17 protein-coding genes are annotated in these 20,715 nt (G+C 70.5%); 8 read left to right on the forward strand and 9 right to left on the reverse strand.

Going from position 1 to position 20,715, the window contains the following annotated elements:
• The first annotated feature begins 327 nt into the window (after positions 1-327).
• The 4 genes from LY12_RS04620 (at position 328) to LY12_RS04635 (ending at position 5,283) form a co-directional block, all read left to right on the forward strand.
• The gene (locus LY12_RS04620; RefSeq protein ID WP_253853462.1) at positions 328-1,164 is read left to right on the forward strand and encodes a hydroxypyruvate isomerase family protein; all 837 of its coding nucleotides are present in this window, start codon (positions 328-330) and stop codon (positions 1,162-1,164) included.
• 35 nt (positions 1,165-1,199) lie between these two features.
• Complete coding sequence (locus LY12_RS04625; RefSeq protein ID WP_308292089.1) at positions 1,200-2,150, forward strand: 2-hydroxy-3-oxopropionate reductase; 951 nt, start codon at positions 1,200-1,202, stop codon at positions 2,148-2,150.
• Positions 2,151-2,230: 80 nt separating this feature from the next.
• Positions 2,231-4,018, forward strand: coding sequence for a glyoxylate carboligase (gene gcl / locus LY12_RS04630; RefSeq protein WP_253853465.1), 1,788 nt, complete (start codon positions 2,231-2,233; stop codon positions 4,016-4,018).
• A gap of 5 nt (positions 4,019-4,023) precedes the next feature.
• The gene (locus LY12_RS04635; protein WP_253853466.1) at positions 4,024-5,283 is read left to right on the forward strand and encodes a glycerate kinase; all 1,260 of its coding nucleotides are present in this window, start codon (positions 4,024-4,026) and stop codon (positions 5,281-5,283) included.
• Positions 5,284-5,417: 134 nt separating this feature from the next.
• Here LY12_RS04635 and bcp read toward each other — a convergent pair whose 3' ends face one another.
• The 3 genes from bcp to LY12_RS04650 all read right to left on the reverse strand — a co-directional run bounded on the left by bcp (position 5,418) and on the right by LY12_RS04650 (position 8,396).
• Positions 5,418-5,882 (reverse strand): thioredoxin-dependent thiol peroxidase, encoded by a 465-nt coding sequence (gene bcp / locus LY12_RS04640; protein WP_253853467.1) that lies wholly within the window; start codon positions 5,880-5,882, stop codon positions 5,418-5,420.
• A 176-nt stretch (positions 5,883-6,058) separates the two neighbouring features.
• The gene (locus LY12_RS04645) at positions 6,059-6,685 is read right to left on the reverse strand and encodes a TetR/AcrR family transcriptional regulator (protein WP_253853469.1); all 627 of its coding nucleotides are present in this window, start codon (positions 6,683-6,685) and stop codon (positions 6,059-6,061) included.
• Between the two features lie 28 nt (positions 6,686-6,713).
• Positions 6,714-8,396: a GMC oxidoreductase gene (locus LY12_RS04650; protein ID WP_253853470.1), complete on the reverse strand. Its 1,683-nt coding sequence runs from the start codon at positions 8,394-8,396 to the stop codon at positions 6,714-6,716.
• Between the two features lie 183 nt (positions 8,397-8,579).
• On the opposite strand from LY12_RS04650, the gene LY12_RS04655 reads away from it, so the two are divergent.
• Positions 8,580-9,389 (forward strand): siderophore-interacting protein, encoded by an 810-nt coding sequence (locus LY12_RS04655; protein ID WP_253853471.1) that lies wholly within the window; start codon positions 8,580-8,582, stop codon positions 9,387-9,389.
• Between the two features lie 81 nt (positions 9,390-9,470).
• Here LY12_RS04655 and LY12_RS04660 read toward each other — a convergent pair whose 3' ends face one another.
• The 6 genes from LY12_RS04660 to LY12_RS04685 form a co-directional block, all read right to left on the reverse strand.
• The gene (locus tag LY12_RS04660) at positions 9,471-10,469 is read right to left on the reverse strand and encodes a TIGR03842 family LLM class F420-dependent oxidoreductase (RefSeq protein WP_253853472.1); all 999 of its coding nucleotides are present in this window, start codon (positions 10,467-10,469) and stop codon (positions 9,471-9,473) included.
• Between the two features lie 12 nt (positions 10,470-10,481).
• Complete coding sequence (hydA, locus tag LY12_RS04665; RefSeq protein WP_253853473.1) at positions 10,482-11,879, reverse strand: dihydropyrimidinase; 1,398 nt, start codon at positions 11,877-11,879, stop codon at positions 10,482-10,484.
• A 13-nt stretch (positions 11,880-11,892) separates the two neighbouring features.
• Positions 11,893-12,735, reverse strand: coding sequence for a nitrilase-related carbon-nitrogen hydrolase (locus LY12_RS04670; protein WP_253853474.1), 843 nt, complete (start codon positions 12,733-12,735; stop codon positions 11,893-11,895).
• Positions 12,686-14,287 (reverse strand): NCS1 family nucleobase:cation symporter-1, encoded by a 1,602-nt coding sequence (locus tag LY12_RS04675; RefSeq protein WP_253853476.1) that lies wholly within the window; start codon positions 14,285-14,287, stop codon positions 12,686-12,688. Before LY12_RS04675 ends, LY12_RS04670 begins: the two co-directional genes overlap by 50 nt.
• Positions 14,288-14,482: 195 nt before the next feature.
• Complete coding sequence (locus LY12_RS04680; RefSeq protein WP_253853477.1) at positions 14,483-14,884, reverse strand: SSI family serine proteinase inhibitor; 402 nt, start codon at positions 14,882-14,884, stop codon at positions 14,483-14,485.
• 36 nt (positions 14,885-14,920) lie between these two features.
• Positions 14,921-16,576, reverse strand: a complete 1,656-nt coding sequence (locus tag LY12_RS04685) for a PucR family transcriptional regulator (RefSeq protein ID WP_253853478.1) — start codon at positions 16,574-16,576, stop codon at positions 14,921-14,923.
• 109 nt (positions 16,577-16,685) lie between these two features.
• Between LY12_RS04685 and LY12_RS04690 the strand changes: the two genes are divergently transcribed.
• From LY12_RS04690 to hrcA, 3 genes are all read left to right on the forward strand, one after another.
• Positions 16,686-18,002 carry an aspartate aminotransferase family protein gene (locus tag LY12_RS04690; protein ID WP_253853479.1) on the forward strand — a complete coding sequence of 439 codons (1,317 nt, stop codon included), beginning with the start codon at positions 16,686-16,688 and terminating at the stop codon, positions 18,000-18,002.
• A gap of 68 nt (positions 18,003-18,070) precedes the next feature.
• The gene (locus tag LY12_RS04695; protein ID WP_253853482.1) at positions 18,071-19,570 is read left to right on the forward strand and encodes a CoA-acylating methylmalonate-semialdehyde dehydrogenase; all 1,500 of its coding nucleotides are present in this window, start codon (positions 18,071-18,073) and stop codon (positions 19,568-19,570) included.
• A 105-nt stretch (positions 19,571-19,675) separates the two neighbouring features.
• Entirely contained in the window at positions 19,676-20,701 is a 1,026-nt protein-coding gene (gene hrcA, locus LY12_RS04700) for a heat-inducible transcriptional repressor HrcA (protein WP_253853484.1), read from the forward strand.
• The last annotated feature ends 14 nt before the right edge of the window (positions 20,702-20,715 follow it).

Raw genomic sequence — 20,715 nt, forward strand, 5'->3', positions numbered from 1 at the left:
CGCGGGTGTGCCGGGCGGGTTCGCCGGCTGCCGGCCGTTCGGGTTCGTCGAGACGGGGTGGTTGACCGCGCTTCACCGCCCGCTCTATGCTTTTTTCATCTGACGGAGTCAAACTTCCACAATGTGGAGTTATCCGCATTCGGGGCTCCGGCATGCAGGAGCTCCGGCACGCAGGAGCCCTGGCATGCGGGAGCTCTGGCACGCAGAGATCCGGCACGCAGAGATCCGGCACGCAGAGATCCGAGCATTCCGAAACCGAGCATCAGGCACGTCGGGGAGAGCCCCACGGCATCCTCACGGCCCACCAGATCCCCGCAGGAGGTCCGCATGGCATCGCGCAGCGACGCCACCTCGCCCGAGAGCTACATCGTCAACTGCTCGACACTGCTGACCGAGCATTCGGTCATCGACCGCGCCGCCGCCGCTGCCCGCGCCGGGTTCACCCGCGTGGAGTTCTGGTGGCCGTTCGACGGCGAACCCCGCCCCTCGGACGCCGACGTCGACGCCTTCGTCGACTCGCTGTCGGCGGCGGGAGTCCGGTTGGAAGGCCTGAACTTCTGGGCAGGGAACATGGCAGGCGGCGACCGCGGAATGGTCTCGGTGGCGGGCCACCGCGCCGAGTTCGCCGACAACGCCGCCCTCGCCGCCGAGATCGGCCGCCGCACCGGCTGCACGGCGTTCAACGCCCTCTACGGGCTGCGGCAGGACGACCAGGAGCCGCAGGCGCAGGACGAGCTGGCCGTCGAGAACCTGGTCACCGCCGCCCAGGCGGTGGCACCGATCGGCGGCACCGTTCTCGTCGAGCCGGTGTCCGGGGCGGAGGGCTACCCGCTGAAGACCGCCGCGGACGCGCTCGCCGTCGTCGAGAAGGTCCACCGTGCGGGCGCGACGAACGTGGCGCTGCTGGCGGACTTCTTCCACATGGCGGTCAACGGCGACGACGTCGCCGCGGTCATCGAGCAGCACGCGCCGCGGTTCGGCCACGTGCAGATCGCCGATGCCCCCGGTCGCGGCGCCCCCGGCACCGGTGAGCTGCCACTGCAGGAGTGGCTCGACCTCGCCTACGCCCGCGGTTACACCGGCTCCGTGGCACTGGAGTACAAGCAGGACTCCGGCACCGCGTTCGACTGGCTCCGCCAGCCCGCCGGCAGCTCCCGGGGCTGAGCGCCCCGCACACATCGCACACCCGCCTCGCCGAGATAGGCCGGCGAGGTGCACGTCGAGAGGACACCGAACTCATGAGCAAGAACATCGCCGTCATCGGACTCGGCATCATGGGCCTGCCGATGGCCAAGAACCTGGTCGGCGCCGGCTTCAAGGTCACCGGGTACAACCGTTCGCCGGAGAAGGCGAAGGCGCTCTCGGCCGCGGGCGGTACCGCCGCCGGCTCGATCGCCGAGGCCGTCGCCGAGGCCGACGTCATCATCACCATGGTTCCGGACTCCCCGGATGTGGAGGCCGTGCTGACCGGGGAGGACGGCATCCTCGTCCACGCGAGGGCCGGAGCCACCTGGATCGACGCCTCCACCATCCGTCCCGACACCGCGATCGAGCTCGCGGGCAAGGCCAGGGACGCCGGCCTCAAGCCCCTCGACGCGCCGGTCTCCGGTGGTGAGCAGGGCGCGATCGACGGCGTGCTGTCGATCATGGTCGGCGGCGACCAGGCCGACTTCGACGCGATGGCAGACGTCTTCGACGCCGTCGGCAAGACGGTCGTGCGGGTCGGGCCCTCCGGCTCGGGGCAGACCGTCAAGGCCGCCAACCAGCTCATCGTCGCGGTGAACATCCAGGCGCTCTCCGAAGCCGTCGCGTTCCTCGAGGCCTACGGGGTGGACACGACGGCGGCGCTGCAGGTCCTCGGCGGCGGGCTGGCCGGTTCCAAGGTGCTCGAGCAGAAGGGGCAGAAGATGCTCGACCGCTCCTTCGAACCGGGTTTCCGGCTCCAGCTGCACCACAAGGACATGGGCATCGTCACCTCGGCCGCTCGCGAGGCCGGCGTCGCGACGCCCCTGGCCGCGTCCGTGGCCCAGCTGGTCGCCGCGACGGTGCAGCAGGGCGGCGGCCACCTCGACCATTCCGGGCTGTTCACCCTCGTCGAGCAGCTCTCCGGAGGCGCGGGCGACACCGGCGGTACGCGGAACGCCGCCTGACCGGCGGCGGATCCGTGGCCCTCCCACCCGCAGCCACGATCCACATCCCAGCAGACGTCCCATAGAGAAGGAGGCGCGCCATGACACGCATGCGCGCAGTTGATGCGATAGCGCTCATCCTCGAGAAGGAGGGCGCCGTGGAGACCTTCGGGCTGCCCGGCGCGGCGATCAACCCGCTGTACTCGGCGATGAAGGCCCGCGGGGGGATCCGGCACACGCTGGCGCGCCATGTGGAGGGCGCCTCCCACATGGCCGACGGCTACACCCGTGCGGCCCCCGGCAACATCGGGGTGTGCATCGGGACGTCGGGCCCGGCGGGCACCGACATGATCACCGGTCTCTACGCCGCCCAGGCCGACTCACAGCCGATCCTGTGCATCACCGGTCAGGCGCCGGTGGCCGTGCTGGACAAGGAGGACTTCCAGGCGGTGGACATCGCCTCCATCGCCGCGCCGCTGTGCAAGATGGCCAAGACGGTGCTGGAGGCCGCCCAGGTTCCCGGCACCTTCCAGAAGGCCTTCCAGCTGATGCGGTCCTCGCGGCCGGGGCCGGTGCTCATCGATCTGCCGCTGGACGTCCAGCAGACCGAGATCGAGTTCGACATCGACACCTACGAGCCGCTGCCGGTGATCACGCCGAGAGCCACCGAGGCCCAGGCCGAGAAGGTCTTGGACATGCTCGCCGCGGCCGAGCGCCCGTTGATCATCGCCGGTGGCGGTGTGCTGAACGCCGACGCCGCCGATGAGCTGGTCGAGCTCGCCGAGCTGCTGGACATCCCGGTCTCACCCACGCTGATGGGCTGGGGAGTGATCCCGGACGACCACCCGTTGATGGCCGGCATGGTCGGTATCCAGACCCACACCCGCTACGGAAACGCCACGTTCCTGGAATCCGACGTGGTGCTGGGCCTGGGCAACCGCTGGGCCAACCGGCACACCGGCGACCTGGAGACCTACCGGTCGGATCGGCGCTTCATCCACGTCGACATCGAGCCCACGCAGATCGGCAGGGTGTTCGCGCCCGACTACTCGGTGGTCTCCGACGCGGGCGCCGCGCTGGAGGCGCTGCTCGCGGCCGCGCGCAGGCGGGCCGAGAGCGGGCGCGGACTCGGCTTCGGCGACTGGGCCCGTCGTTGCGCCGCACGCAAGGGCACGCTGCAGCGCAAGACGCACTTCGAGGACGTGCCGATCAAGCCGCAGCGCGTCTACCAGGAGATGAACGCGGCCTTCGGGCGGGAGGTCACCTACGTGACCACGATCGGCCTCAGTCAGATCGCCGGTGCCCAGATGCTGCACGCCTATCGGCCGCGGTCCTGGATCAACGCCGGCCAGGCCGGCCCGCTGGGATGGACCGGGCCCGCGGCGCTCGGTGTGGCCCGTGGGCTGCCGGACACGACCGTCGTCGCGCTCTCGGGCGACTACGACTTCCAGTTCATGGTCGAGGAACTCGCCGTCGGCGCACAGCACCGGATCCCGTATGTGCACGTCGTCGTCAACAACTCGTATCTGGGGCTGATCCGACAGGCCCAGCGCGGGTTCGACATGGACTTCGAGGTGTCGCTCGCCTTCGACAACATCAACGCGACCGGCAGCAGCGCCGGCTATGGCGTGGACCATGTCGCCGTCGCTGAGGGCCTGGGCTGCAAGGCCGTTCGCGTCGAGGACCCGGAGAAGATCCGCGGTGCCCTCGAGAAGGCCGTGCGCCAGGCCGAGGAGTACCGGATTCCGGTGGTCGTGGAGGTGATCCTTGAGCGTGTCACCAACATTTCGATGGGGACCTCGCTGAGCGCCATCAACGAGTTCGAGCCGATGGCCGAGCGTCCTGAGGACGCGCCCACGGCGCTCACCGCGCTCGCCGTCTCGGAGTGACGGCGATGGCGGGGACGGAGTCGGCGGGCGGATCACCGGGCGGGTCGGCGGGTGGTGCACCGGGCACCGTGGTCATCGCTCCCGACACGTTCAAGGGTTCCGTCCCCGCAGGGGACGTGGCCGAGGCGCTGGCCTCCGGGATCCGCAGGGCCGCACCGTCGGCCCGGGTGGTGCCGGTCCCGATGGCGGACGGGGGAGAGGGGACGCTCGCGGCCGTGACCGCGGACGCCGAGGCGGACTGGGACATCGAACTCGACCGGGTCACCGGCCCGGACGGGCGACCGGTCCCGGCACGGTGGGGTACCCGTGCCGGGACCGGGGGCAGGCTCGCGGTCGTGGAACTGGCCGAGGCCTCCGGGCTGGGCGGCATGGGCCCCGACGCGGACCCCGCTCGGGCCACCAGCCGGGGCACCGGGGAACTGATTCGGGCCGCACTGGACCGCGGAGCGCGCAGCCTCGTGCTGGCGCTCGGCGGGAGTGCCTGCAGCGACGGTGGCGCGGGGTTGCTGTCCGCACTCGGGGCCCGCCTGCTGGACGGTGGCGGGCAGCCCATCGGCGACGGTGCGGCGGGGCTGGCCGAGCTGGCCGCGGCGGATCTGCGAACGCTGGACCCGCGGTTGCGGCAGACGCGGATCGTCATCGCCGCCGACGTGGACTCGCCGCTGGTCGGCCCCGGCGGGGCGGCGGAGGTCTTCGGCCCGCAGAAGGGACTCGACGCGCGGCAGGTGCGCCGGATCGCGCAGGCACTCCGCAGGGCCGTGCCGATTCTGGCCGAGGCGGCGCGGCGCTCCGGCGGCGCGGCCTGGTCCGCGCGGGTCGCCCGGGCCGCGGACGAACCCGGCGCGGGCGCGGCCGGTGGCGTCGGCTTCGCGGCGCTGGGACTGCTCGGGGCGGTCCGCCGGCCGGGTGCGGACCTCGTCTCGGAGCTCGTGGGTCTCGACGAGAAGGTCGCGACCGCGGACCTGGTGATCACCGGCGAGGGCAGTCTGGACACCCAGTCGCTGGCGGGCAAGGTGCCGGTCGGTGTCGCCGGACGTGCCGCGCGGCACGGTGTCCCGGTGGTCGCGGTGTGCGGGCGCAACGGCCTGGACCGGCGCCAGTGGACGACCGCGGGGATCGACCGTGTCTGGGCGCTGAGCGATCTGGCCGCCGACGAGACGGACTCGATGGCCAGAGCCCGTGAACTGCTGGCGACCGTCGGGCACCGCATCGTGGTCGAGCGTGTACGCGTCCCGGCCGCTCCCGCCGCGTCCGGAACGGAGTGACGGGCACGGGTTCAGGAACCGGCCTGCGTGGAGCCCGGACCAGGGCCGCAGGGCTGATCCTTCGACGAGCACGCGGGTATCGGACGGAACCCGCGTGCTCGTCGAACTGTGCGGGCCGGAGGTGGCAGTCGCGCTCAGAGTCCCAGCGTGCGCCGCAGTTCGGCCACGTGACCCTGTGCGTCGACCTCGTAGGCGATGTGAGTGAGGGTGCCGTCGGGGCCGATGACGAAGGTGGAACGCAGGGTGCCTTCCACGGTGCGGTCGCCGAGCTTCTTGGTGCCGTACGTGCCGTAGGCGCGTGCCACGGACTGATCGGCGTCGGAGAGCAACGGGAACGTGAGCGCCTGGTCGTCGATGAACGTCCGCAGCGCCTCGGGTTCGTCGGGCGAGATCCCGACGACGGCGTAGCCCGCGGCCTCCAGGGACGCCAGATTGTCGCGGAAGTCGCAGGCCTCGGTGGTGCAGCCCGGGGTGGATGCCTTCGGGTAGAAGTACACGATCAGCTGTCTGCCGGCGTAGTCGGCCGAGCTGACCTGCTGCTGGTGGGCATCGGTCAGGGTGAACGCGGGGGCCGGCTGGCCGGCCTGCAGTCGAGTCATGAGGCACTCCTCGTCCGACGGAATCAACACCCCGATCCTATCGCAATGCAGAAGAATATATCCACGATGCGAATTTTTTTTTTGGGGTGGTTCGCCGGCACAGCTCGCGTCGGACCGGGGAGGGGTCGGATCGGGGCAGCGCCGGACAGGGGAAGGGGGAGTGTGCGGATCTCTCGCTACTCGGACTGGGTGCGGGCGCGCGGAATCACGTCGGCGACGAGGGTGCGCAGCACGTGCGACAGCACCGTGTGCACCTGACGGCGGTTCAGAGTCTCGCGGTCGAGCCATTCGCGGCTGGCCGCCTTGACCATGCCCGCGTAGGTACGCACGATCGCGATCAACTGTTCCCAGCGCTCGTCCCCACGATCGAACCCCATCGCCTCCAGCACCAGCCCCGCCGCCTCGCGATCGGCCTCGTCGAGGATGTGCTCGACCTCCTCGTCGCGGCCGATGCCCTCCGGCGTGATCGCGGCCAGCCACGTCTTCTGCTGTTTGCTGACCATGTCGAGGAACCAGTCGACGGCCGCATCGGTGCGTTCGGTGAGGGAACCGTCCGGGAGGGTCGTCACGGCCGACGGTGGCAGCGTCAGCGTCCGCCGGACGACGGCGAGGTACAGCTCGCGCTTCGTGCCGAAGTAGTGGTTGATCAGCCCGCGGGCGACACCGGCGCGTGCGGCGATGTCTGCGGTGGACACGGCGGCGTAGGGCCGTTCGCCGAACAGCTCGGCGGCGCAGACGAAGATCTGTTCCCTGCGTTCGTCGGGCTCGAGCCTGCGCCACTTCGGCGCGGATCCGGCGGTCATGTGGTGGAGTTTCGCATGCGTGCGTGGTTCACGCCGGTGACAGGGGCAGTCGCAGTGCACCCGGCGCCGCCTCGGGCACGACCGGCTTCGCCGGAGGGACCGCGCGGACCCGGCGGTATGCCGAGCCGAGCGCGGGCCGTGGGTCGGGCTCGCCCCTGTTGGGCCACAATGCCATCGCCCGCTCGGCCTGTGCCGTGATGGTCAGTGACGGGTTCACGCCGAGGTTGGCCGAGATCGCCGACCCGTCGACGACATGCAGCCCCTCGTACCCGTAGAGACGCTGGTACGGGTCGACGACACCGGTCTCCGGGGAGTCGCCGATGGCGCAGCCGCCGATGAAATGCCCGGTCAACGGAACGTTGGCCAGATCGTTCCAGCCGCCGCCCGGCAGTCCGCCGATCTTGTCCGCCACGCGCCGGGCGACGTCGTGGCCGGCGGGGATCCAGGTCGGATTGGGTTCGCCGACGCCCTGTTTCGTCGCGAGCCTGCCCCGCTTGGTGTAGGTGGTGACGGAGTTGTCGAGGGTCTGCATCACCAGCAGCGCGATCGTCTGCTCCGACCAGCGTTTCGGGTTGTGCAGCCTCGGCAGGTCCCGTCGCCGGCGCCACATCTCCTGCAGGCCCAGCAGCCAGCGCCGCCTGCCGGGTTTCGGGTCGACGAGTACCGCTCCGAGCAGGGCGAGCAGGTTGCTGCCCTTGCCGTAGCGCACGGGTTCGACGTGCGTGACCTCGTCGGGGTGGATCGACGAGGTGATGGCCACGCCGCGGTGGTACTCCGTGCCTGTCCGGACGGACCGCGCGGCGAGGATCGCCTCCGAGTTGGTGCGCGCCAGCACCCCGAGACGATCCGACAGCCGCGGTAGGGTGCCGCGGTCGCGCATCCGGTGCAGGAGGCGTTGCGTGCCGAGTGCGGCCGCCGAGAATACGACCTGCTCGGCGTGCATCGTCCGCTTCCGCCACGGCTTGCCGGTGGCGGCCGTCTCGACCGCGTAGCCGCCGCCGGCCAGGGGCCGTACGCCGGTGACGGTGGTGAGCGGGTGAACGTGGGCGCCCGCCTCCTCGGCGAGGTACAGGTAGTTCTTGACGGTCGTGTTCTTGGCGTTGTGACGGCAGCCGGTCATGCACTCGCCGCAGTGGGTGCAGGTGCGGCGCTGCGGGCCGGCCCCGCCGAAGTACGGGTCGGGCACGGTGGCGCCACGTTTCGTGTCGCCGTCGCCGAAGAACACGCCGACCGGTGCGGGACCGTAGGTGTCGCCGATGCCCATGTCGCCGGCGACCGAGCGCATCACCTCGTCGGCGGGCGTGGTGCACGGGTACGTGGCGACCCCGAGCATGCGCTTCGCCTGGTCGTAGTACGGCTCGAGTTCGGATTTCCAGTCGGTGATGTGGGACCACTGCGGATCGGCGTAGAAGGCGTCGGGCGGCTGGTAGAGCGTGTTGGCGTAGACCAGTGACCCACCACCGACGCCCGCACCGGAGAGGACCAGCGCCTCGGTGAGCGGGGTCATGCGCAGAATGCCCGTGCAGCCGAGCGCGGGCGCGAACACGTAGTCGCGCAGCCGCCACGACGTCCGGGGCAGTTCGTGATCGGCGAACCGGCGGCCCTGCTCGAGCACACCGACCGAGTAGCCCTTCTCGGTCAGCCTGAGCGCACTCACGCTGCCACCGAAGCCGGAGCCGATGACCAGGACGTCGTAGTCGAACTGCGTCATGGGCACATACGTTCGCCGCTTGTTGGCGAAGTGTCAAGAGGCGCCCGCTGCCGGGGTGCCCGCGGGCCGCGCGCGGCCGCGTCGGTCGGCGTCGACACGGCCGGTGACGGGCCGTGAGTGCATCCGGGTGAATGTAAGGGTAGCCTTACTCGCGAGGGAACGACGTAGGTGAGGAGTGCACGGATGGCCGACAAGCGAGGTCGCAGCAGGCCGGTGATGCGGGCCACGGTGCGGCGCACCGAACGCCTCACCCCGCACCTGATCCGGGTCGTCTGCGGTGGCGACGGTTTCGCTGCGTTCACCCCGAACACGTGCACCGACAGTTACGTCAAGGTGCTGTTCGCGCCGGACGGGGTGTCCTACCCGGACCCGCTCGACCTGGCCGACCTGCCGGACGAGCAGAGGCCCCGGATGCGGACCTACACCGTGCGCGGCTTCGACCCGGAGGCCCATGAACTCGTCCTCGACTTCGTCCACCACGGCGACCGCGGACTGGCGGGTCCGTGGGCGGCGCGGCTCGACGTGGGCGACGAGGTGCTGCTGGTCGGACCCGGTGGTGGTTACGCGCCGTCGGCCGAGGCCGACTGGCACCTTCTCGTCGGCGACGAGAGTGCCCTGCCCGCCATCGCGAACGCACTGGAGGCGATGCCGGACGGTGCCGACGCCCGGGTCTTCGTACTGGTCGAGGACGAGCACGACGAGTTGCCGCTCGTCACGAAGGCCGACGCCCAGGTCCGCTGGCTGCACCGCTCCCGCGGCGACGACCTCGTCGCCGCGGTGCGCGACCTCGCGTTCCCCACGGGCGACGTGCACGCCTTCGTCCACGGCGAAGCGGGCTTCGTGCGGGACCTGCGCCGGTACCTGCTGCGCGAGCACGGCATCGAGCGCGACCGGGCGTCGATCTCCGGGTACTGGCGCCGCGGAGCCGACGACGAAACCTGGCGCGAGGAGAAGGCCGCCGAACGGGCGGCCGAGGAGCGCGGGAACGGCTGACCCGCCGGAGGCGGTCGGGTGGGCCCTGGTGACGCGGGCGGTGTTCCGGCGGTGCTCCGCCGCCGGAACACCGCCCGGCCGTCACGCGGCGAGCTTGCCGATGACGTCGCGGCCGTAGGCGCGCAGCGTCTCCTCCCGCTGGTCGTGCATGAGGTAGACGGCGAACTGGTCGACGCCCAGCTCGGCGAGTTCCTCCAGTCGCCGGACATGGGCCTCGGCGGGGCCGGTCAGGCAGAACCGGTCGACGATCTCGTCGGGCACGAAATCCGTCGACGGGTTGCCCGCGCGGCCGTGATGGGCGTAGTCGTATCCGTCCCGCGCCGCGATGTAGTCGGTCAGTTCCCGCGGTACGGGCCCGGAGTCGCCGTAGCGGGCGACGAGGTCGGCGACGTGGTTGCCGACCATGCCGCCGAACCAGCGCAGCTGTTCGCGCTGATGCGCCACGTTGTCCCCGACGTACGCCGGGGCCGCGACACAGATCGTGATGCCCCCCGGGTCACGGCCCGCGGCGCTCGCCGCGTCGCGCACGGCGCCGATCGTCCACCGCGCGATGGCCGGGTCGGCGCACTGCAGGATGAAGCCGTCGGCGTGTTGCCCGACGGTCTGCAGCGCCTTCGGCCCGTAGCCCGCCATCCACATCTCCAGCCTGCCACCCGACACCCACGGCATGCGCACCGCGGTGTCGTGCAGAACCGTCTCGCGGCCTTCGGCCAGCTCCTTCACGGTGGCCATGCAGTCCCGCAGAGTGGCCAATGTAGACGGTGGTTTGCCGATGACGCGGTGCGCGGAGTCGCCGCGGCCGATGCCGCACACCGTCCGGTTGCCGTACATCTCGTTGAGGGTCGCGAACAGCGAGGCCATGACCGACCAGTCCCGCGTGCCGGGGCTGGTCACCATGGGCCCGACCGTCATCGACGACGTCGCGGCGAGGATCTGCGAATAGATGACGAACGGTTCCTGCCACAGCACGACCGAGTCGAACGTCCACCCGTACCGGAATCCCTCGTCCTCTGCCAGGCTCGCCAGCCGGACGACGTCCCGCGCGGGCGGGTCGGTCTGCAGCACCACTCCGAACTCCACACCCGGCTCCTCTCAGTTCAAGTACTGGCACAGGTCGCGTTCGAGGAACCGGCCGTGGCCGGCGCGGCCGTGGTACGTGCCGCGATCGACGACGACACTGCCGCGGGAGAGCACGGTCTCGCACCGGCCGGTGATCGTCATGCCCTCGTACGCGGAGTAGTCGACGTTCATGTGATGCGTCTCGGCCGAGATGGTCTGTTCGGCGGCCGGGTCGTAGATGACGAGGTCCGCATCGGCTCCCGGTGCGATCACCCCCTTGCGGGGATACAACCCGAACATGCGGGCCGGCGTCGTCGAGCACGCCTCGACCCAGCGGGCGAGGGAGATCTCGCCGGCCACCACGCCCTGGTGCAGCAGGTCGATCCGATGCTCCACGCCCGGCATGCCGTTCGGGATCTTGGTGAAGTCGCCGCGGCCGAGCTCTTTCTGGTCCTTGAAGCAGAACGGGCAGTGGTCGGTCGAGACCACCGACAGGTCGTTGGTGCGCAGGCCCCGCCACAGGTCGGGCTGATGGTGCTTCTCACGCAGCGGGGGAGAGGCCACGTACTTGGCGCCCTCGAAGTCCGGTTTCCCGAGGTCCTCGATGGACAGGTACAGGTACTGCGGGCAGGTCTCGGCGAAGACGTTCTGCCCCTCGTCGCGCGCCTCGGCCACGGCCGACAACGCCTGTGCTGCCGACAGGTGCACGATGTACAACGGCGAACCGGTGACCTTGGCGAGGGTGATCGCCCGTGAGGTCGCCTCGCCCTCCAGCTCCGGGGGCCGGGTGACGCCGTGCTGGTACGGCTCGCTCCTGCCCTCGGCGAGCGCTTGGGCGACGAGTTCGTCGATCGCGATGCCGTTCTCGGCGTGCATGGCGATCGTGCCGCCGATGTCGGCAGCCTTGGTCATCGCGCGCAGGATCTCGCCGTCGGTGGAGTAGAAGACCCCGGGATAGGCCATGAACATCTTGAAACTGCTCACGCCCGCGGCCACACAGGACTCCATCTCCTTGAGCGTCGCGTCGTTGACGTCGGAGACGATCATGTGGAAGCCGTAGTCGACGGCGCAGTCGCCGTCGGCCTTCTCGTGCCAGGCGTCCAGTGTGGACAACAGCGAGTTGCCCTTGGGCTGGACGGCGAAGTCGATGATCGTCGTGGTGCCGCCCCACGCAGCGGCGCGGGTACCCGTCTCGAACGTGTCGGCCGAGAAGGTGCCGCCGAACGGCATCTCCATGTGCGTGTGGGCATCGATCCCACCCGGCATGACGTACTTGCCCGCGGCGTCGAACTCGGTGTCGGCCACGACGTTCTGCTCGGCCAGTACGCCGGGAGCGGTCACTGCGGCGATCGTCTCGCCGTCGACCAGGACGTCGGCGGTCACCGCCCCGGTGGTGCTGAGCACGGTGCCGTTCTTGATCAGCGTGCGCATCGGATCGGCCTCCTCAGGGTTTCACCAGCGAGTCGTACGAGTCGGGCCTGCGGTCGCGGTAGAACGCCCACAGGTTGCGCACCTCGGCGAGCTTGTCCATGTCCAGATCCCGCACCACGACCTCGTCGTCGGTGTCCGAGGCCGCATCGCCCACCAACTGGCCCCGCGGATCGGCGAAATAGGACTGACCGTAGAAGTCGTTGTCGCCCAACGGTTCCACGCCCACCCGGTTGATGGCGCCGACGTAGTACTCGTTGGCCACCGCCGCCGCGGGCTGTTCGAGTCGCCAGAGGTACTGCGACAGGCCACGACTGGTGGCGGACGGGTTGAACACGATCTTCGCCCCCGCAAGGCCCAGTGCCCGCCATCCCTCGGGGAAGTGCCGGTCGTAACAGATGTACACCCCGATGCGGCCCACCGCCGTGTCGAACACCGGGTACTCCGTGTTGCCGGGGCGGAAGTAGAATTTCTCCCAGAACCCCTTCACCTGCGGAATGTGGTTCTTGCGGTACTTGCCCAGGTAAGTGCCGTCCGCGTCGATCACCGCGGCCGTGTTGTACAGCAGGCCCGGCTGCTCCTGCTCGTACAGCGGCGCGACGACGACGATGCCGTGCCGTTCGGCGACCTCCTGCATCAGCCTCGTCGTCGGACCGTCGGGCACGGCTTCGGTGTAGGAGTAGTACTCGGTGTCCTGCACCTGGCAGAAATAGGGCCCGTAGAACAGTTCCTGCAGGCACACCACCTGCGCGCCCTGCGAGGCCGCCGACGCGATGGCGTCGACGGACGCCTGGATCATCGAATCCTTGTCACCGGTCCACCGCTGCTGGACCAGGGCGGCCCTCACCACTTCGTTCACCTGTCTCCTCCTCCGGAATCGGGTTGTGCGACTTGGGGCTGTTCGGCGCGCCGCCACCGGGCAGCGAGAGTGCGAGGAAGGCCAGGAACGCGACCACGAGGCCGACGACCCAGCTGTAGTCGTACAGGGGCTGGAGAACGGGGATCAGCCCGTCGGCAGGGAACGGCCCTTCACCGGGTGCGGAGTACGCACCACCGACGGCGAAGAACGCGCCGATGACCGTCGCCGCGAGAGCGCGCCAGTTCCAGCCGCCCGTGAACCAGTAGCGCCCGCCGCCGTCGGCGAACAGGTCGGTCAGCGACAGCGTCCGGCGCGCCTGGACCCAGTAGCCCGCGGCGAGCACACCCGCCGTCGTGGCGAGCACGCCGCCGTAGAAGCCCAGCCAGGCGTAGATGTAGATGTTCGGGTCGGAGATGAGCCGCCACGGCTGGATCACGATGCCGATGACGCCCGTGATCAGACCGCCGGTGCGGAAGCTGATCCGGCGCGGGAACGCGTTGGAGAAGTCGTAGGACGGGCTGACCGTGTTCGCCGCCAGGTTCGTGGTGATCGTGGCGAGCACGATGCCGAGCAGTGCGGCGATCACCACGATCGGCGAGTCGAACCGGCTGGCGAGTTCGACCGGATCCCAGATGGCCTCGCCGTAGACCACCATGCCGCCCGAGGTGATCATGATCGACATGATCGCGATGAACGACATCGTGGTCGGCAGGCCGAGCACCTGTCCCCAGGCCTGTTTGCGCTGGCCCTGACCGAACCGCGTGAAGTCCGGCATGTTCAGCGACAGCGTCGCCCAGAACGCGATCATGCCGGTCAACGACGGTGCGAACACCGCCCAGAACTCCGGGCCCCAGCCCAGTTGCGACTCCTGCGAGAAGATCGGGCCGAACCCGCCCGCCTTGACGAGGATCCAGATCAGCAGGATCACGAAGCCGACGGTGACCAGGGGCGCTGCCCAGCTCTCGAGCCGTTTGATGGCCTCCATGCCGCGCCAGATGATGGCCATCTGCAGCGCCCAGAATGCGGCGAAGCACAGCCACAGGGTCCACGGCTGGTCGTAGAACTCCGCCGCGCCCGTCCAGCCGTCACCGAACAGTTTGCCGAGGATGACGAAGACGGCCTGGCCGCCGACCCAGGTCTGAATGCCGAACCAGCCACAGGCCACGAGCCCACGGAGCAGTGCGGCCAGATTGGCGCCGCGAACACCGAAAAACGCACGGGCGAAAACGGGGAACGGAATGCCGTACTTCGTTCCCGCGTGGCTGTTGAGCAGCATCGGCAGGAGAACGATCACGTTGCCGATCGCGATCGTCATGAAGGCCTGCACCCAGTTCATGCCGATGGCGATCAGGCCGGACGCGAGCAGATAGGACGGAAGGTTGAAGGCCATTCCGTTCCACAGCGCGAAGTAGTTGTACGTGGTCCAGGTTCGTCGCTCGACGGGTACCGGGGCTAGTTCGTCGTTGAAGAACCGGCTTCCGTGAAGTGACGACGCATCGCGTAGTTCCACCCGGCCGTCCGGGTGGCGGAGTTGTGCGGTCGTCGACGCCATTGGCGCATCGTGCGCGCCGCGGCGCGACCGCCGGGATTGGCAGAGTGTTCAAAGATGTGTGATCGCGGCAACAGAATGTCGATTGCGCCGATCGGGGAAACATCGCCGGTATCGCGTACGAAACCGTGGTGAAACAGAATATCGGGTCCGGTCACCGCCGGTGGGCCCGGGTGGTGACCGGATCCGGGAGGGACCTCAGAACCCGAACACACCACCGGACTCGACGTCGGCGAGACAGGCGTTGTTGTAGGTCGTGGTGAAGTGCACCGGTTCGCCCCGCCAATGTCCGTGGGCGGAGGCGTGGACGGGTGCGTAGATCATCGGGCAGGCGGTTCCGGGGCCTGCGGAGTCGAGGGCCGCGGGACGGCCACCGGCGTCGTCGAGCGCCTCGCAGGCCTGGGCACTGGCCGGGTGGGATCCTCCCGCCGGGTCGCAGTGCAGCTGCGTCACGGCGATCGTGCCGTCGCTGTGACGCAACGACAGGGCCAGGGACGATTCCGGCGGTGCCGCCGTCGCCTGGCCGCCCAGCGAGAGCGCGGCGAGGGTGCATGCGGCGGTGGTCACGGTCCGGGACAGGCGGGCGCTGAACGTACGCATGCCCTGACTATCGGCAGGACCGCCGGGTCGACTGTGCTACTCCGTCGAGTGGTCGTTGTCCCCCGATAGGGCGAGTACGTCGTGAATCAGCAGCGCGACATGCAGGGACACGAGCGACTCCGGGTCCTCGAGCGAGACATCCAGCGCCTGCTCGATACGCCCCAGCTGCTGGTAGTACGCCGTGCGCGAGGTGTGTGCCGCCGCGGCGGCCGCCGACTTGTTGCCACCGTGGTCGCAGAACCGGCGCAGCGCTTCGACGAGACGGCTCCCGGTCGCCGCGTCCTTCGCGAGCAACGGGCCGAGCTCTCGGCGGGCGAACGCGGCCAGCCGGTCGTCGTCCGAGAGCAGATGCAGCAGGCCGTGGAGGCGCACGTCGCCGAGGCGGTGATAGCCGTCGGGCGGATGCCCGCCGCGGTGCAGCGCCGCCGACGCGACATGTCCCGCCTCGGCGAGGCTGCGCCCTGCGTCGGCGGGCCGATCCACCGCGGTGCCCACGGCCAGCACGAGCGGCACCGCCTGCTTCGCCTGCCGCACCTCACCGGCGAGCCGACGCAGCACCGCGTCGGTGTCGGCACGCGGCGAGAGCGCCAGCAGCACGTGCACGCCGATGCCGTCGAGGTCGGCGACCAGCGCGGCCACGCGCGCACGACGGGTCGCCAGCGCGGTCGCCTCCGCGAGGTCGCGCAACAGCGGTCCGGTCGACGCCGCCGCGGGCGGGCCGGGCAGGTCCGCCAGCCGCGGCCGGATCGCGGCGCCGATCAGCCGATGTCCGGTCAACGGCACGTGCAGTGCCTCGGCACGTGCGACCAGTTCGGCGAGCGGGGTGACCGTCGACGGCGCCGTGAGCAGCTGCCGGAGCACGTCGCGGTGGGCCTGCCGCTCCAGGCTGTCGCCACCGGCGGCCAGCAGATGATGCACGGCGAGCGCCGACGCGGCGCGCTCGGCCACGACGACGTGCCGATGCGGCGGCGGCTCCCCGCACAGCAGGACCAGCCGTCCCCAGTCGCGCCCGCGCGCGCCCACGATGGCCACCAGCCTGCCCGAGGCGCGGTCGTAGCCGGTGCGTTCGCCGGTCCGGACCCGACGTGACCGCTGCTGCCAGCCGGCCAGCAGCTCGGCCGGGTCGGCGCCCGCCGCGTCGTAGGCCAGCACCTCGTAGCTGAGCGTCTCCAGCACGACGGCGTGCCCGGTCAGGCGTGCCACCTCGCGCAGCACCACGTGCGGCTCCGCGCCGGAGACGGTGAGCTCGGTGAACGTCTCGTGCACCTGGGCGGCAGCCCGCAGCTCGTCGACCTGGGCGTCAACGATGAGCCCGTTCACCGTCTCGGTCACCGTCACGTACCGCGTCTCGCGCGACAGCGTCACCAGCGGCAGCCGGTGCTTGTCCGCGGCCGCGACCAGCGCCTGCGGCAGCCGTTCGTGCCAGTGCCGCACGAGTTCCACGACCACGCCGGCCACGCCGACCGCGGCGAGGTCGTCGACGTACCGGGCCAGCGCGGCGTCGTCGTCCGGCAGCGCGACCCCGGTGGTGAGCACCAGCTCGCCGCCTTTCAGCAGCGGGGCGATCTCGGCGATCTCGGCCACGTGCACCCATCGCACCAGAGCGTCGAGACCGTCGGCGCCCGCCACGACATGGGGCCCTCCCTGCCGCATCACGGGCAGTGCGAGTACGTCGCCGACCGTCGGGTACATGTCACCTCCACGAGGGACCTGCCGGAACGGCAGACTGTACGGGCCCCGAGGGGAGTCCGTACAGATTGTGTGTGGCCTCGGCGCACGTCGCGCGCCGAAACTCGGAGGCATGACGGAACCGGACGTGCCGCAGAGTCACCCGCCCGCTCGCCCCCTGCTCGACCGTCACCGCGCCGTGCTGCCGAGCTGGCTGTCGCTCTACTACGACGAGCCGATCGAGATCGTGAGCGGCGACGGCAGACGGGTCACCGACGGCGACGGCCGCACCTACCTCGACTTCTTCGCCGGCATCCTCACCAACGCGATCGGCTACGACGTACCCGAGATCTCCGACGCGGTACGCCGCCAGCTCGACTCGGGCGTGCTGCACACCTCGACCCTGTACCTGATCCGCAAGCAGGTCGAGCTGGCCGAGCGGATCGCCGAGCTCTCCGGCATCCCGGACGCGAAGGTGTTCTTCACCAACTCGGGCACCGAGGCGAACGAGACCGCGCTGATGCTCGCCACGCAGTACCGGCGCAGCAACCAGATCCTGGCGCTGCGGAACTCGTACCACGGCAGGGCGTTCGGCACCGTCGGCATCACCGGCAACCGCGGCTGGTCGGCGAGTTCGCTCTCCCCGGTGAAGGTCAGCTACGTGCACGGCGGCTACCGCTACCGCGGCCCGTTCTCCGGTCTCGACGACGCCGGCTACATCGATGCCTGCACCGAGGATCTGCGCGACGTGCTGCGCACCACCACCTCCGGCGACGTGGCCGCGCTCATCGCCGAGCCGATCCAGGGAGTCGGCGGGTTCGCCACGCCTCCCGACGGGATGTTCGGAGCGTTCAAGGAGGTGCTCGACTCCCACGGCATCCTGCTGATATCCGACGAGGTCCAGACCGGCTGGGGCCGCACGGGGGAGCACTTCTGGGGCATCGACGCGCACGGGGTGACGCCGGACATCATGACGTTCGCCAAGGGGCTGGGCAACGGCCTGGCCATCGGTGGGGTCGTCGCCCGCGGCGACATCATGGACTGCCTCGGGGCGAACTCGATCTCGACGTTCGGCGGCAACCCCGTCTCCACGGCCGGTGCCCGGGCGACCCTCGACTACGTACTGGACCACGACCTGCAGGGCAACGCCGCGAAACAGGGCACGGCCCTGCTGACCGGCCTGCGGGACATCCAGGCCGGGCACGCCCTCGTCGGCGACGTCCGCGGCAAGGGCCTGATGATCGGGGTGGAGCTGGTGCGGCCCGGCAGCGACGAACCGGACCCGGCCGCGGCGGGCCGCGTACTCGAGGAGACCAAGGCGCGTGGCCTGCTCATCGGCAAGGGCGGACTGCACGGCAACGTGCTGCGTCTCGCGCCGCCGATGACGCTCACCGACGAGGAGACCGCCGAGGGGCTCGGCATCCTCGGCGAGTCGATCGCCGCCTGCTGACCCTGCGGGCCCGCACCTGCCGGGCCCGCACCGCCCACCCGACCGCACCGAACGCCGAGGAGTACGTCGTGACCGAGCACATCACCCACCGGATCGCGGGCAAGCCGTGGAGCGGAACCGCAGAGCGCACCGGGGAGGTGTTCGACCCGGCCACCGGCAGCGTGCGGGCCCGGGTGGACTTCGCGGGGCCCGCGGAGGTCGACGAGGCCGTGCGCGCCGCGGCCACCGCCTTCCCGGCGTGGCGCGACACCTCGCTCGCGGGCCGTTCCCGGGTGCTGTTCCGGTTCCGCGAGCTGCTGTCGCAGCGGCAGGACGACCTCGCCCGGCTGATCACCGCCGAGCACGGGAAGGTCGTCTCGGACGCCGCGGGCGAGGTCGCACGGGCGCTGGAGAACGTCGAGTACGCCTGCAGCGCACCACAGCTGCTGAAGGGCGAGTTCAGCGAGAACGCCTCGACGGGTGTCGACGTGCACTCCACGGCCCAGCCGCTCGGGGTCGTGGGCGTGATCTCGCCGTTCAACTTCCCGGCCATGGTTCCGCTGTGGTTCGTGCCGGGCGCGATCGCCTGCGGCAACACGGTCGTCCTCAAACCCAGCGAGAAGGACCCGTCGGCGTCGCTGCTGATCGCCGAGCTGCTCGCCGAGGCGGGACTGCCCGACGGCGTGCTGAACGTCGTGCACGGCGACAAGGCCGCGGTCGACGCGGTGCTCGAGCACCCCGAGGTGGAGGCCGTCTCGTTCGTGGGCTCCACGCCGATCGCACGCTACGTCTACGAGAAGGCCACCGCCGCGGGCAAGCGCTGCCAGGCCCTCGGCGGGGCGAAGAACCACATGGCCGTGCTGCCCGACGCCGACCTCGACGGCGCGGCCGACGCCGCGGTGTCGGCGGGCTTCGGCTCGGCGGGGGAGCGGTGCATGGCCGTGTCCGTCGTCGTGGCGGTCGACCCGATCGGCGACGAGCTCGTGGCGAAGATCACCGAGCGGATGCGTGAGCTGCGCGTCGGCGACGGCCGCGACCCGGATTCGGAAATGGGGCCGCTGGTCACGGCTGCGCATCGCGAGCGGGTCGCCTCCTACGTCGACGCCGGGGACGAGGCGGGCGCCACCCTCGCCGTCGACGGCCGCGAACCCGGCATCGACGGCGACGGGTTCTGGCTCGGGCCGACCCTGTTCGACCACGTCCGGCCGGAGATGTCGATCTACACCGACGAGATCTTCGGCCCGGTGCTGTCGGTGGTGCGGGTCGAGTCGCTGGACGCGGCGCTGGAGCTGATCAACGCCGGTCACTACGGCAACGGAACCGCCGTGTTCACCGGCGACGGTGCCGCCGCCCGCCGGTTCACGCGCCAGGTCGAGGTGGGCATGGTCGGCGTCAACGTGCCCATCCCGGTGCCGGTCGGGTACTACAGCTTCGGCGGGTGGAAGGACTCGCTGTTCGGCGACAGTCACGCCTACGGGCCCGAGGGCTTCCACTTCTTCACCCGCCGCAAAGTGGTCACCTCGCGCTGGCCGTCCCCGTCGACCGCCGCGGCCGGCGGGGTCAACCTGCGGTTCCCCGGCAACACGTGACCCGCTCGCCTGCGCCCGGCCCGTAAACTCGTCGGGTGAGAGGTCCGGTGACCCGGCGGCGGCGCCCGCCGGGTCGGCCGGCCCAGACGGGCGAGGAGGTGCTTGGTGGCCAGCGCGGACGAGCGACGGTTCGAGGTGCTGCGTGCGATCGTCGCCGACTACGTGTCCGAACAGGAACCGGTGGGTTCCAAGGCGCTGGTCGACCGGCACAACCTCGGCGTGTCCAGCGCCACGGTGCGCAACGACATGGCCTCGCTGGAGGAGGACGGCTACATCACGCAGCCGCACACCAGCGCGGGCCGGATCCCCACCGACAAGGGGTACCGGCTGTTCGTCGACCGGCTCTCGGAGATCAAACCGCTCTCCGGGGCCGAGCGCAGGGCGATCCACCGGTTCCTCGACGGTGCGAACGACCTGGACGACGTGCTGCGCCGGTCGGTGCGGCTGCTGGCGCAGCTGACGCGCCAGGTCGCCGTCGTCCAGTACCCGACGCTGACCAACTCGACGGTGCGGCACGTCGAGGTGGTGCCGCTCACCTCGGCGCGGCTGATGCTCGTGCTGATCACCGACACCGGCCGGGTCGACCAGCGCAACGTCGACCTCGGTGACGTCGTCGCGGAGGACTCCGTGGCGCTGCTGCGCGACCAGCTCAACAACGCGCTGGCGGGCCGTAAACTGGCCGACGCGGCGGCGAAGGTGTCGGACCTGCCCGAGCAGGGCCCGCCGGAGTTGCGCGACGTGATGACCAGGGTGGCGACGACGCTCGTCGAATCCCTGGTCGAGGACCCCGAGGACCGGCTCGTGCTCGGCGGGACGGCGAACCTGACCAACAGCGTCGCGGACTTCCCCGATTCGCTGCGGGAGGTTCTCGAGGCCCTCGAGGAACAGGTCGTCGTGCTGAAGCTGCTGGCGGCCGCCCGCAACCCCGGTTCGGTCACGGTGCGTATCGGTGGGGAGAATGAAGACGCGCAGATGCGGAGCACCTCGGTCGTGTCGATCGGGTACGGGTCCGACGATCTGCTGCTGGGTGGCATGGGTGTGGTCGGTCCGACACGGATGGACTACCCCGGGACGATCGCCGCGGTACGCGCGGTGGCCAATTACGTGGGCCGGATCCTGGCCGGCGGCTGACCCCGGTTTCAGGT

The organism is Prauserella alba, from assembly GCF_024171735.1.
Lineage (GTDB): Bacteria > Actinomycetota > Actinomycetes > Mycobacteriales > Pseudonocardiaceae > Prauserella > Prauserella alba.

Coding starts and splice junctions, on each gene's coding strand:
- LY12_RS04620 (WP_253853462.1), top strand. CDS start 328: ATGGCATCGCGCAGCGACGCCACCTCGCCCGAGAGCTACATCGTCAAC.
- gcl (WP_253853465.1), top strand. CDS start 2,231: ATGACACGCATGCGCGCAGTTGATGCGATAGCGCTCATCCTCGAGAAG.
- LY12_RS04635 (WP_253853466.1), top strand. CDS start 4,024: ATGGCGGGGACGGAGTCGGCGGGCGGATCACCGGGCGGGTCGGCGGGT.
- bcp (WP_253853467.1), bottom strand. CDS start 5,882: ATGACTCGACTGCAGGCCGGCCAGCCGGCCCCCGCGTTCACCCTGACC.
- LY12_RS04645 (WP_253853469.1), bottom strand. CDS start 6,685: ATGACCGCCGGATCCGCGCCGAAGTGGCGCAGGCTCGAGCCCGACGAA.
- LY12_RS04650 (WP_253853470.1), bottom strand. CDS start 8,396: ATGACGCAGTTCGACTACGACGTCCTGGTCATCGGCTCCGGCTTCGGT.
- LY12_RS04655 (WP_253853471.1), top strand. CDS start 8,580: ATGGCCGACAAGCGAGGTCGCAGCAGGCCGGTGATGCGGGCCACGGTG.
- hydA (WP_253853473.1), bottom strand. CDS start 11,879: ATGCGCACGCTGATCAAGAACGGCACCGTGCTCAGCACCACCGGGGCG.
- LY12_RS04675 (WP_253853476.1), bottom strand. CDS start 14,287: ATGGCGTCGACGACCGCACAACTCCGCCACCCGGACGGCCGGGTGGAA.
- LY12_RS04680 (WP_253853477.1), bottom strand. CDS start 14,884: ATGCGTACGTTCAGCGCCCGCCTGTCCCGGACCGTGACCACCGCCGCA.
- LY12_RS04685 (WP_253853478.1), bottom strand. CDS start 16,576: ATGTACCCGACGGTCGGCGACGTACTCGCACTGCCCGTGATGCGGCAG.
- LY12_RS04690 (WP_253853479.1), top strand. CDS start 16,686: ATGACGGAACCGGACGTGCCGCAGAGTCACCCGCCCGCTCGCCCCCTG.